Here is a 12,368-nt window from a genome sequence, read left to right as displayed (position 1 = left end):
CCAGTGGGATAGCGGGCGGTGGTAGAAGATCACCCGTTCTACTGGATCTCCGTTCCTCTTGCCCCCACTTCGCCCCAACCCCTTGACGACCAAACCCTGGACCTTAACTACCCGGCCTTGGGGCTAGTCCTGATCAGACCGTACGCCGGAAGGCAGGCTCTGCCCATTGGTCACGGACATCGGACTTCGGTGCTCGCGAGCGCGGCGGGTGTGGGAGTGGGCACATCCGCGCGCGCCGGCGTCCTCGCCCCTGAGGTTCTCGCGGCTCGGGCCTCATCCCACGCCTCGGCAGACAGCGGCACCGTTGCGCGTGCCGTTAGCTTCTGGGAGGATTCAGCAAGCTTCCGCAAGGAAGGCAGGCGCACGTGCGCGAAGCGGAGACACCGGAGCAGATGCGGCGGCTTTTCGACCGATGGATAGCGGACGGGGAACGAATGCCGGCCCGCGGCTCCAAGATCCCCGACGTGTGTAACCTGGCGGACGGCACCGTCATACACGTCCGCCTCAGGCAGCGCGACCATCGACATCTTCACTGCCGAAGGCATCCGAATAAGGTTCACGTGCCATGACCGAAGAAGCTGACAGATAGGTAGACAAGCGCGCGGCGCTGGAGAGGGTCGGCTTCGTACCCGCGCCGGTCGATTTGATCCTTGACCGCACCAACCGTTGATCTTGCAAGTCGTTGTCGGTCTCTGTCAGTGCGCTTTCCCGAGGGGCGCGCCGCCCGCCGGGACGAGTTGGTTCACAGCAATGTCGAGGAAGTCCTTGACGAGCGGACTACGGTCTTTGGCCCTGGTCGCGAGCACGACCCGGCACGGTTCGATCCCTTCAACGGGAACGGTCGTGAGGTCGTGTCGAAGGGGGGCGTGGTCGCCGCCGGCTGGCGCGAGGGCGAGGGCCTGGCCGCTGGCGATGAGTTCGAGTTTGTCTGCCGCGGTCACGACGAGTGGGCCTTGGGGTGCCGGACGTCCGTCCGGGCGTGGGTCGAGACGCCAGAAAGCGTCATACGCGGCATCGGTGTACCGGACAAGGGCGTCGTCGGCGAAGTCGCCGATGGTGACCGACTTGCGGTCGGCGAGGCGATGGAACGTGGGCACCATGAGTACCCGGGGCTCCTCGTAGAGGGCCGTCACGCGTAGCTGGTCGGTCGGGAACGGCTCTCGGGCGAGGACTGCGTCCACCCGGTGATCCAGGAGGGCCGCGTTCACCTGGCTGAAGTCCAGATGCAGGGTGCGCACTTCGGCGTCGGGGCGCCGGTTGCGCAGTTCGCGCACCGCGGTGGTCACGATGAGGCCGCCGGTGTACCCGTTCGTGAATTCGCCGGGTTCAACGGCGGCGCGGGTCGTCGCCACGGCTTGTTGAGCGGAGTGCAGGAGCGCCTGCGCCTGAGGCAGGAAGATCCGGCCCGCCTCGGTGAGATGGCTGCCCTGTTTCGTGCGATCGAGCAGGCGGACGCCCAACCGTTGTTCGAGACGCTGAATCTGCCGGCTCAGGGACGGTTGGGCGAGGTGCAAGGCGTCGGCCGCGCGGTGGAAGTTGCCGTGCTCGGCGACGATCGTGAGTACCGCACCAGGCGGAGTTCGAGGTCCGCCGAGGAAGAGGGGAAGTCGGGCACGCCGCCAGGGTACTCGTGATACAGATTTCGCATCACGTGGTGCGGAGCAGGACTTGGACGCGGGGTGCCCATGGTTCTTAGCGTTGAGGCACAAGCCCGCCGCCTTCTGGGGCCGGGCCGACTCGAAGCCCAAAAGAGGATCGTCATCATGCGCATTTTTGTCACCGGTGCCACCGGGTACATCGGATCCGCGGTTGTCCGCGAGCTCCTCGAAGCAGGGCATCAGGTCATCGGCCTCGCACGCTCCGACACCGCCGCCGCGGCATTGTCAGCGGTCGGCGTGGACGTGCACCGCGGCGATCTGGAAGACCTCGACAGCTTGCGCGCCGGCGCCACTGCAGCGGACGGGGTTGTTCACGCGGCCAACAAGCACATTTCTGAGACCACGGATCCGGCCGCCCGCGCCCGGGTCGAACTGAGCGCCGCCGAGGCGATCGGGGCAGCACTTGAAGGCTCCGGCAAACCCTTCGCGTTCACCTCGGGAACCTTGGGCCTCACGCCCGGGCGCCTGAGTACGGAGGCGGACACCGGCGATCTCCAAGGGACCGGGGCACTGCGGCTTCCGACCGAGCACGCTGTGATCGCGATGGGCGAGCGCGGCGTGCGCTCGTCTGCGGTACGGCTCGCGCCGCTGGTGCACGGCGAGGGAGATCTCAAAGGCTTCATTCCGACTCTCGTCGGCCTTGCCCGGGCGAAGGGAATGTCCGCCTATGTCGGCGACGGAACGAACCGGTGGCCCGCCGTGCACCGGCTCGACGCGGCGCGCCTGTTCCGGCTGGCCGTGGAGGCCGCCCCGGCCGGCTCGCGCCTGCACGCGACCGGGGAAGAGGGGGTGCCTTTCCGGGAGATCGCTGAGGCCATCGGCGGTCTGTTGAAGGTGCCGGTCGTCAGCGTCGCCGCCGAGGACGCAGGCAACCACTTCAGTTTTCTCGGCCCCTTGGTGTCGATCGACAACCCGACGTCGAGCGCACTGACGCAGCAACGCCTGGGATGGCGGCCGACACATCCCCCGCTGATCGCGGACATCAAGGAAGGCCACTACTTCAACGAATAACCATTCATCTGCCGAGGCCCGGCAGGGCGAGCCGGCGCAGCCGGGCGGGGTCGGCGAGAATGTCCACTTCGACGATCTTCCCTTGGGCGATGGCGAAGCCCATGACGGCCAATGGTTGACCCTGGTCGGCTACGAGCACGCCGGCGGCCCCGTTCACCAGCACCGGGTGCGCGAATTGAGCACGCCACGCGAAGGCGAGCGCCTGCTCGGCCACAGCCGCCGCACCGGAGGCCGTCCTCGATGCGCCCGTAGGCCCCTCACCCACGTCTGCCCGCAGCATCACGTGGGGGTCGAGCACCGCGAGTAGCGCGTCGAAGTCGCCATTGCGCGACGCAGTGAGGAAGGCGTCAACGACCTCTCGCTGGCGGGCGATGTCGGGGTCGGGCACCGTGGCCGCCTGTACCCGACGGCGTGCGCGGCTGGCCAGCTGCCGTGCCGCGCTTGGTGAGCGGCCCACGATGGCGGCGATCTCGGCGAAGGGCAGGGCGAACATGTCATGCAGCACGAAGGCGAGCCGTTCGGAGGGAGTCAGCGTGTCGAGTACCACGAGCAGCGCCAGGCTCACCGAGTCGGCCAGCAGCGCTTGGTGCTCAGGGTCGGTCCCCTCCGCGATGGTCACGACCGGGTCGGGAACATGTACGTCCAGGGGCTCCTCGCGCCTCGCCCTCCGCGACTGCAGCATGTTCAGCGCCACCCGCGCCACGATGGTCGTGAACCATCCGCCCGGGTTCTCCACGCCGCTGGTGTCGGAACGGCTGAGGCGCAGCCAGGCTTCCTGCACCGCGTCCTCGGCCTCGCTGACCGAGCCGAGGATCCGGTAGGCCACCGCCCGTAGATGGGGGCGGTGGGCCTCGAATCGTGCGGCCAGGCAGTCGTTGTCGTCCATCGGTCACATTCCCTTGTCGCGGTCTGTCATACCAGTGACAGGACAAACCCAGCCGATGTGACATACGGATCGCAGTCACCGGCTGCGCCGATGGAGGAGGTCGCCGGTGGTTCGCATACCTGTGGTTCCCCCCGCTGAAGCCGGCCGGTGGATCAGGCTGGCCTACCACTATCTCAAAAGGCGCTTCGGTGAGGTGCCCGAGCCCCTCGCGGTGCTGGCCAACCACCGACGGCTCTTCTTCACCAACGCCGTGCACGAGGCGGCCGCCGGCAAAGCCGCGACAGCGCTCCCGCCCGACCTGAGCAATCTTGCGGTGTACCGGGTCGCCTCGACGATCGGCTGCTCATGGTGCGTGGACTTCGGCACCATGTTGCACCGCCTGGCCGGCCTCGACGTCGACCAACTCAGGCACATTGCCGACTGGGCCACCTCGCCGATATACACCGACGACGAGCGGGCGGTCATCGCCTACGCCGAGGCCATGACCGCGACACCGCCCGAGGTCACCGACGAGCAGGTGGCCGACCTGCGGCGGCGACTCGGGGACGCCGGAGTGGTCGAGCTGACCTATCAGATCGCGCACGAGAACATGCGTTCCCGGATGAACTCGGCGCTCGGAATCACCGCGCAAGGCTTCAGCACCGGCGAGGGCTGCCGTGTGCCATGGACCGACACCCGTACGCCCGCAAGGAAGACAGATGAGCCAACCAGACACCGGACCCGCCGCGCTGGTCGGTGAGCCGGTCACCCTGATCAACGTGTTCACCGTACCCCCCGCGGAGTCCGAACGGTTCCTGCGCCGCTGGGAGGACAACGCCCGGATCATGGCCGCCCAGCCGGGATTCATCCGAGCCCGCATGTACCGCGCGCTGGACGACGAGGTCGAGCTTCGCTTCATCAACGTCGCCGAATGGGACAGCGGGAAAGCCCTCGATCACGCCAGGGCCAATCCCGAATGGCGATCGTCGGTACAACGAGTACTGGACGACCCCGAGCTGCACATCACCGCCCGACCGGCGGTCTACCAACTCGACATCGACGTCCAGCCTGGTGATGCCCTGTGACCCCGCCCACGGCCTGGCTCTGACCGGAACCGATCGAGGCAAGAGACCTGGAGTGCCCCATGACCCAGAGAGCGAAGACCTTTTCTCCTTCTCGCCGACCAGAGCGCACGGCCCGCACAATCGAAACAACCGCGGTCGCCGCCACCTCGGCTTTCGCCGGTGGCGCCCTGCTGACCCAGACCGTGATCGTCCCGTACTGGCGGGCGATGGACCCGGCCGCATTCCTGCCGCATTTCGCGATCTACGGACCCGTCACCGGAGCGACGGTGTTCCCGTTCGAAGTCGCGTCCGTACTGCTGCTGGGCATCACCACGTACTCGACCGTCAAGAGCCGCCGGCCCGGAGGCCTGGCCTGGGCTCTAGCGACGACATGCATGGTCGGGACCCTCTTGCTCCTACCGATCTACTTCGTACGCGCGAACCTCGCCATGCTCGACCCCGCCTTCCCACCCCAGGCCGTGCACGCCGAGCTGACCGCCTGGTATCGCTGGGACTGGGTACGCGCCGGGCTGGGCCTGGCCTCGGCCGTCCTAGCCTGCATCGCGCTCACCGCCGGCCATGGTGAGAACGCCACCACACAGGGGTGACGCCGCGGAAAAGCCGCTCGGGCGAGGTCCTCTTCGTCGGCGCCACGGACGCAAAGGATCAAATACCGGCGTCCCTGGCGTCTCTCGTGTTAACGAACTCAAGCGGGCGTGCTATGACGAAATCATGACTATTAGTCGCCGGACATTGTTAGGTGCGGTCGTGCCGGTCACAGCGGCCGCGGGGCTGGTCGGCACAGGTGGGTCCGCGTGGGCGGTGGGCAGGGAGGAGGTGGTCGCCGCGCTGAGGACGACGGCGGACGGCAACTACGACGGCTCCGATCTGTGGCTGCGCTACATGCCGGTCAGCGACCCGGGTCTCCTCCGGAAGTATCGAGAATCGGTCACCACCGTCATCGTGGAGAATGCGGACCGGAACAAGGTGTACCGCCATTCGACGAACCTGAGCATGGCGCCGGGATCGACCGAAAGGCTCGTGGAGACCACCCTGGCGGCGGCCAGGGACGAACTGGTCAGAGGCCTGGGCGGACTGCTGGACCAGGCAGTGCCGGTGAAGACGAGCCCGGGCGACAGGATCCCCGACGGCGCTGTGATCGTGGGAACCCGGGACAGCTCAAGTGCCGTACGGCAGTACACCTCCGCCGACGATCTGGCTCCCGTCGGCGACGACGGCTACCTCATCCGGTCGTTTTCCAGGGGGACGCAGAGGTTCACCGTCATCGCCGGCAACACGGAGGCCGGGGCCCTGTACGGGACGTTCGCCTTCCTGCGGCGCTTGCAGACGCACAAGCCCATCACGAGGCTGGACATCTCCGAGTCCCCCAGAGTCAAGAACCGCCACTTGAACAACTGGGAGACCGTGCGCCTCTACGCCGGCAACAACGCCTCGGGAACGGGCGGTCTGAGCGGCGAAAACGGAACGATCTTCAACTTCGCCGCCACCGGCGCGAGTGCCGGGCGGAACCTGCCGGTCATCCTCGACCGCTACATCGTGGTGGCGCGAGCGATGGCGTCCGTGGGGATCAACGGCATCACCATCAACCTCGTCAACGCCGACAACGTCTATCTCACGGCGCAGTACATCGCGCAGGAGGCCGCGCTGGCCGACGCGCTGCGGCCGTACGGGATCAAGATCGCCCTGTCCATCAACTACACGGCGCCCACGGATCCCCGGTTCGCGCCGGACACGCTGACGAACGAGCAGCTGGATCCCCACGGCGACGAGTTCAGGGGATGGTGGAACCGGCGGGCCAGGATGCTGCGGGATTCCATCCCGGACTTCACCGGCTTCACCGTGAAGGCCAACTCCGAAGGCCAGCCGGGACCCCAGGACTTCGGCGACGACCACGGGGACGGTGCCAACGCCATCGCGGCGGCGGTGGCGCCCCTGGGCATGAAGATCTACTGGCGCACCTTCGTCTACAACGCCGATGTGGACGAGGATCGGCTGAAGAGGGCGTACCTGGAGTTCGGATACATCGACGACGAGCGCCGGCCCGACGGGACGAGAGGCCGCTTCCTGGACAACGTGTTCCTCCAGACCAAGAACGGTCCCCTGGACTTCCAGGCGAGGGAGCCCGTCCATCCGATGTTCGGCCGGATGGAGAACACCAACCAGGCGCTGGAACTGCAGGTCACCCAGGAGTACACCGGCCAGGACGAGATGCTCTGCTACCTGGCCCCCATGTGGGAGGAGGTTCTGAAGACCGACACGTACGCCACGGACGAGCGGGGCCGACTGCTCGGCAAGCGGCTGATGGGCCACATCGTGGACGGAACGGCTCAGCGCCACTCGGACACCGCCATCGTGGGCGTGGCCAACCTGGGCAACGCGGACAACGTGACCGGGCACCACTTCTCTCAGGCGAACCTGTTCGCCTTCGGCCGCCAGTCCTGGGACTGGACGCTGGACTCCGCGGACATCGCGGCCGACTGGGTCCGGATGACCTGGAGCAACCGCGAGCACGTGGTCGGCACCATCGTGAAGATGATGATGGGCTCCTGGGAAGCGCTGGTGAGCTATCAGACCCCGCTCGGCATCGCGCACCAGTTCCGATCAAGCGACCACTACGGCCCTAATCCCGCGGAACGGCTCGCGCGCGACGACTGGAGCCCCGTTTACTACAACAAAGCGGACAGCGTCGGCCTGGGCTACGACCGCTCCCCCACCGGGAGCGACTTCACCGCCCAGTACTTCCCCACTCTGGAAGCGAGATACGGCAACATCGGCACCGTCCCCGAGAACCTGCTGATGTGGTTCCACCACGTGTCCTGGGACCACCGGATGAGGAGCGGCAGGATCTTCTGGGACGAACTGGTCTACCGCTACCAGATGGGCGTCCAGTACGTCACCTGGATGCGGCTGACGTGGGATTCCCTGCAACCCTCCCTCGACGCCCGCCGCTTCTCCGAGGTCAAGGCCAAGCTCGCCATCCACGAAGCCGACGCCGGCGACTGGCGGGATACCTGCGTGAACTACTGGAAGGAGTTCAGCGGCAGGGACAATCCCGTAGACGATGGCCCGCTGTCGATCAAGATCGTGGTCAACGGGCGGACGATCGGTGGCTTCGACCTGTCCGCTTCGTCCTACACGATCCCCGTGGCCGCCGGCGCGTCACCGAAGATCACCAAGGTAAAACCGGCCGACCGGGCAGCGCGGTACGAGATCCTCTCGCAGGCGGACGACGTTCCCGGACAGGCCATCGTCAGAGTCACCAAGGAGGACTTCTTCGGGCCCATCGTGAAGAACTACGTCTTCATCATGGAGCACGACACAGTGCTCTAATCCACCTCCACAACGGCCTGGGCGAACTGGGCCGAGTACAGCCGGGCGTAGGCGCCGCCCGCGGCCACCAGCGACTCGTGCGTGCCCTGCTCGACGATCCGCCCGTTCTCCATGACCAGGATCAGGCTGGCGTCGCGGATCGTGGACAGGCGGTGGGCGATCACGAAGCTGGTACGCCCTTCGCGCAGCGTGCTCATCGCCCGCTGGATGAGCACCTCGGTCCGGGTGTCGACCGAGCTGGTCGCCTCGTCCAGGATCAGGATCGCCGGCTCGGACAGGAACGCCCGGGCGATCGTGATCAGCTGCTTCTCGCCCACGCTGACCGTCGCGCCCTCCTCGTCGATCACCGTGTCATAGCCGTCAGGCAGCGTGTGCGCGATGCGGTCCACGTGGGCGGCCTCCGCGGCGGCCTCGATGCGTTCGCGGGTGGCGCCTTCCGCCCCGTAGCCGATGTTCTCCGCGATCGTGCCGCCGAACAGCCAGGTGTCCTGCAGCACCATGCCGATGTTGGCGCGCAGCTCCTGCCTGGACATCTCGGCGATGTCCACGCCGTCGAGCGTGATACGGCCGCCGGTCACCTCGTAGAAGCGCATGATGAGGTTGACCAGCGTCGTCTTGCCCGCTCCCGTGGGGCCGACGATGGCCACGGTCTGGCCGGGCTCCACGGTCAGCGACAGGTTCTCGATCAGCGGCCGGTCCGGCGCGTAGCGGAAGGACACGTTCTCGAACGCCACGCGGCCCCTGATCTGTGCGGGCCGCGCGGGCTGGTCGGGCTCCGAGGACTGCTCCGGGGCCTCCAGTAGCTCGAAGACCCGCTCGGCCGAGGCGACGCCCGACTGCACCAGGTTCGCCATGCCGGCCACCTGAGTCAGCGGCTGGCTGAACTGCCGCGAGTACTGGATGAAGGCCTGCACGTCGCCCAGCGAGATTGAGCCCGAGGCCACCTTGAGCCCGCCCACCACGGCGACCAGCACGTAGTTGATGTTGCCGATGAACATCATCGCCGGCTGGATGAACCCGGAGATGAGCTGGGCGCGGAAGCTGGAGGTGAACAGGGCCTGGTTGTGCTCGGTGAAGGTCTCGGCGGCCTCCTTCTGCCTGCCGAACACCTTGACCAGCGTGTGCCCGCCGTACATCTCCTCGATGTGGCCGTTGAGCTTGCCCGTCGACGACCACTGCTTGATGAACTGCGGTTGCGACCGCTTGCCGATGGCCGCGGTGATGTAGATCGACAGCGGCACCGTGACCAGCGCGATGAGCGCCAGGAGCGGCGAGATCAGGAACATCATCACCAGCACCGCCACGACGGTCAGCACCGACGTGATGAGCTGGCTCATCGTCTGCTGCAGCGTCTGCGCGATGTTGTCGGTGTCGTTGGTGGCGCGGCTGAGGATCTCGCCGCGCGGCTGGCCGTCGAAGTAGCTCAGCGGCAGTCGCGCCAGCTTGGCCTCGATCTTCTCGCGCAGCCGGGACGCCGCCCGCTGCACGACGATCGTGGTCAGCCGGAACTGTACGATCCCGAGCACCGCCGCCAGCAGGTAGATCGCCAGCACCCAGCCCAGCACCTGGGCCAGCGCGGTGAAGTCGATGCCGTGGCCGGGCACCACGCTCATCGACGACACCATGTCGGCGAACGTGCTCTGGCCCCGGGCGCGCAGCCCCGCCACGGCCTGCTCCTTGGTGATCCCCGCGGGCAGTTGCGCCCCGATGATGCCGGAGAAGATCAGGTCCGTGGCGTGGCCGAGGATCTTGGGACCTGTCACGGTCAGCGCGACGCTGGCCGTACCGAGGGCCAGGACGACGGTCAGTAATGCGCGCTCGGGGCGCAGTAGCCGCAGCAGGCGGCGGAGCGAGCCGCCGAAGTCGAGGGCCTTCTCGGCGGGCCCGGACATCATCCTGCCCGGGCCGAAAGCCGGCTGAGGGCGGCGCGGGGGCGCCTCGGTCGTCATGCCGCGGCCTCCTGTTCGGTGAGCTGGGACAACACGATTTCCCGGTACGTCGGGCAGGTGGTCATGAGCTCGGCGTGGTTGCCGCTGCCGACCACGCGGCCGTCGTCGAGCACGAGGATGCGGTCGGCGTCGCGGATCGTGTTCACCCGCTGGGCCACGATGACGATCGTGGCGTCTGTGATCTCCTCGGTCAGCGCGGCGCGCAGCCGGGCGTCAGTGGCGTAGTCGAGAGCGGAGAAGGAGTCGTCGAACAGGTAGATCTCGGGCCGGTGCACCAATGTCCTGGCGATGGCCAGGCGCTGGCGCTGACCGCCGGAGACGTTCGTGCCGCCCTGGGAGATCGGCTCGTCCAGGCCGCCGGGCATCGCCTCGACGAACTCGCGGGCCTGGGCCACCTCCAGGGCCCGCCACAGCTCCTCGTCGGTCGCGTCCGGCTTGCCGTACCGCATGTTGGAGGCGACGGTGCCGGAGAAGAGGTAAGGCGACTGCGGGACCAGGCCGACCGCTCGGGAGAGCACGGCCGGGTCGAGGTCACGCACGTTGACACCGTCGACCAGGACCTCGCCGGCGCTCGCGTCGAACAGGCGCGGGATGAGGTTGAGCAGCGTCGTCTTACCGCTGCCCGTACTGCCGATGATCGCGGTGGTACGGCCAGGGCGTGCCACAAGGCTCACCTCGCACAGCACCGGCTCCTCGGCGCCCGGGTAGCGGAAGTCCACGGACCGCAACTCCAGCTCGCCGAGGCGTCTTTCCGGGCTGATGGGGCTGGCCGGCGGGTGGACGGTCGGCTCGGTGCCGAGCACCTCCTCGATGCGCTCGGCGCAGACCTCGGCCCGCGGGATCATCATGAACATGAACATCGCCATCATCACCGACATGAGAATCTGCATCAGGTAGGCGATGACCGCGGTCAGCGCGCCCACCTGCATGGTCCCGTCGGCGATGCGGTGGCCGCCGAACCACACCACGGCGACGCTGGACAGGTTCACCACCAGCATGACCGAGGGGAACATCAGCGCCATCAGCCGCCCGACCCGCAGCGACACGTCGGTCAGCTGGTCGTTGGCCACGCCGAAGCGCTCGCGCTCGTGCCGGTCGCGGACGAAGGCCCTGATGACCCGGATGCCGGTGATCTGCTCGCGCAGCACCTGGTTGATCCGGTCGATGCGCTCCTGCATCGTGCGGAAGAGCGGGCGCATCCGCATCACGATCAGGCTCACGATGACGATCATCACGGGCAGCACGACGACCAGCAGCGACGACAGCGTCGCGTCCTGGCGCAGCGCCAGCACGATGCCGCCGACGCACATGATCGGCGCGGCCACCATCATCGTGAATGTCATCAGCACGAGCAGCTGGATCTGCTGCACGTCGTTGGTGGTCCGGGTGATCAGGGACGGCGAGCCGAACCTGTTGACCTCCTGGGCGGAGAAGCCCTGCACCCGGTGGAAGATCGCGGCCCGCAGGTCCCTGCCCAAGGCCATCGAGGTCCGGGCGCCGTAGTAGACGGCCACGATCGAGCAGATGATCTGGATGAACGTCACACCGAGCATCACCAGCCCGATGCGTGCGATGTAACCGGTGTCACCCTTGACGACGCCGTCGTCGATGATGTCGGCGTTGAGTGTGGGGAGATAGAGCGTGGCCAGCGTCTGCACGAACTGGAAGAGGACGACGAGCGTGATCTCTTTCCCGTACGGCCTGAGCTGGACCCGCAGGAGACGGAGCAGCATCAAGTGCGGCTTTCTGTCGAAGGGATGGGGGCGGGCCGCACGAGCAGCCCATCGAGCAGAACGGAGACGATCTCCTCGTCTTTCATGTCTCCGAACTCGCCGTCCTGGCCGAAGCCGCGATGCACGCTCACCGCGATCAGCATGAGCAGCAGCTGTGCCGTGGCCTCGGGAGAGCGGCGCAGCCGGTCGCGGTCGGGCTCGACCAGGGCGGCGAGCCCGGCCAGTATCCGACGCCGGCCGTCCATCATCCGCTCGCGGAACTCGGCGTCGTCGGCCAACAGCTCCCTGGGCGCGGCGATGAGGTTGGCGTTGGCGCTCATCCCGGCCCGCAGCATCGTGACCGCCTTGCGCAGCCGCGTACGCAGCTCGATCCGCGTGCCGATGGCCGCCAGCGCGTCTACCGCCGGCTGCGGGTCGAACGCGCTCATCAGCGCCGCCCGCAGCAGCGAGGCCTTGTCGGGGAAGACGCCGAAGATCGTGCCCTCGGCCACGCCCGCGGCCTCGGCGATCTGGCGGGTGCTCACCGCGGTGCCGTACTCGCGCAGCAGGGGAAGCGTGGCGGCGATGAGCGCGGCACGGCGGTCTTCTGGCGCCATGGCCGGCACCCTTCGCCTTCTGGTCATGCGCACGAGCATAATGAGCGAGTACTCACTCGTTCAACTGGTTATCCGTCGATGCCGACCGCTACTGCGGGTGCCGGTCAATCGTCCGGCCTGGTACGCCGCCGGCGGGCGATG

The 12,368-nt window shown here is 67.4% G+C and carries 10 protein-coding genes and 1 pseudogene; 5 read left to right on the top strand and 6 right to left on the bottom strand.

Going from position 1 to position 12,368, the window contains the following annotated elements; all coding sequences use genetic code 11:
- Positions 1 to 695 precede the first annotated feature (695 nt).
- Both ACFLIM_RS37500 and ACFLIM_RS37495 read right to left on the bottom strand, forming a co-directional pair.
- A complete protein-coding gene (locus ACFLIM_RS37500; RefSeq protein ID WP_393173162.1) occupies positions 696 to 1,460 on the bottom strand; it encodes a LysR family substrate-binding domain-containing protein in 765 nt (254 codons plus the stop codon).
- Positions 1,461 to 1,838, bottom strand: a pseudogene (locus tag ACFLIM_RS37495) (helix-turn-helix domain-containing protein); the annotation flags it as partial.
- Between ACFLIM_RS37495 and ACFLIM_RS37490 the strand changes: the two are divergent.
- Positions 1,764 to 2,669 (top strand): SDR family oxidoreductase, encoded by a 906-nt coding sequence (locus tag ACFLIM_RS37490; protein ID WP_393173154.1) that lies wholly within the window; start codon positions 1,764 to 1,766, stop codon positions 2,667 to 2,669. The pseudogene ACFLIM_RS37495 and the gene ACFLIM_RS37490 overlap by 75 nt on opposite strands.
- A 4-nt stretch (positions 2,670 to 2,673) precedes the next feature.
- Here ACFLIM_RS37490 and ACFLIM_RS37485 read toward each other — a convergent pair whose 3' ends face one another.
- On the bottom strand, positions 2,674 to 3,555 hold the full coding sequence (locus ACFLIM_RS37485) for a sigma-70 family RNA polymerase sigma factor (protein ID WP_393173152.1): 882 nt from the start codon (positions 3,553 to 3,555) through the stop codon (positions 2,674 to 2,676).
- A 106-nt stretch (positions 3,556 to 3,661) separates the two neighbouring features.
- On the opposite strand from ACFLIM_RS37485, the gene ACFLIM_RS37480 reads away from it, so the two are divergent.
- From ACFLIM_RS37480 to ACFLIM_RS37465, 4 genes are all read left to right on the top strand, one after another.
- Positions 3,662 to 4,294 (top strand): carboxymuconolactone decarboxylase family protein, encoded by a 633-nt coding sequence (locus ACFLIM_RS37480; protein WP_393173150.1) that lies wholly within the window; start codon positions 3,662 to 3,664, stop codon positions 4,292 to 4,294.
- Positions 4,254 to 4,619 carry an antibiotic biosynthesis monooxygenase family protein gene (locus ACFLIM_RS37475; protein WP_393173148.1) on the top strand — a complete coding sequence of 122 codons (366 nt, stop codon included), beginning with the start codon at positions 4,254 to 4,256 and terminating at the stop codon, positions 4,617 to 4,619. Before ACFLIM_RS37480 ends, ACFLIM_RS37475 begins: the two co-directional genes overlap by 41 nt.
- A gap of 59 nt (positions 4,620 to 4,678) precedes the next feature.
- Positions 4,679 to 5,206 (top strand): hypothetical protein, encoded by a 528-nt coding sequence (locus tag ACFLIM_RS37470; protein WP_393173146.1) that lies wholly within the window; start codon positions 4,679 to 4,681, stop codon positions 5,204 to 5,206.
- A gap of 160 nt (positions 5,207 to 5,366) precedes the next feature.
- Positions 5,367 to 7,949, top strand: coding sequence for an alpha-glucuronidase family glycosyl hydrolase (locus tag ACFLIM_RS37465; RefSeq protein ID WP_393173144.1), 2,583 nt, complete (start codon positions 5,367 to 5,369; stop codon positions 7,947 to 7,949).
- Here the strand turns inward: ACFLIM_RS37465 and ACFLIM_RS37460 are convergent.
- Genes ACFLIM_RS37460 through ACFLIM_RS37450 form a run of 3 tightly spaced genes read right to left on the bottom strand, consistent with a single transcriptional unit; the run spans position 7,946 to position 12,254 of the window.
- Positions 7,946 to 9,898 (bottom strand): ABC transporter ATP-binding protein, encoded by a 1,953-nt coding sequence (locus ACFLIM_RS37460; protein ID WP_393173142.1) that lies wholly within the window; start codon positions 9,896 to 9,898, stop codon positions 7,946 to 7,948. The two genes, ACFLIM_RS37465 and ACFLIM_RS37460, sit on opposite strands and share 4 nt — an antisense overlap.
- Positions 9,895 to 11,631 (bottom strand): ABC transporter ATP-binding protein, encoded by a 1,737-nt coding sequence (locus ACFLIM_RS37455; protein WP_393173140.1) that lies wholly within the window; start codon positions 11,629 to 11,631, stop codon positions 9,895 to 9,897. The genes ACFLIM_RS37460 and ACFLIM_RS37455 overlap by 4 nt, the downstream gene beginning before the upstream one ends.
- Positions 11,631 to 12,254, bottom strand: a complete 624-nt coding sequence (locus ACFLIM_RS37450) for a TetR/AcrR family transcriptional regulator (protein WP_393173138.1) — start codon at positions 12,252 to 12,254, stop codon at positions 11,631 to 11,633. The genes ACFLIM_RS37455 and ACFLIM_RS37450 overlap by 1 nt, the downstream gene beginning before the upstream one ends.
- Between the last annotated feature and the right edge of the window lie 114 nt (positions 12,255 to 12,368).

The organism is Nonomuraea marmarensis (genome assembly GCF_043197025.1).
In the GTDB taxonomy this organism is placed as follows: domain Bacteria; phylum Actinomycetota; class Actinomycetes; order Streptosporangiales; family Streptosporangiaceae; genus Nonomuraea; species Nonomuraea marmarensis.
Note: the sequence above shows the minus strand (reverse complement) of the source record. Positions and strands in the feature narration are given on the sequence as shown.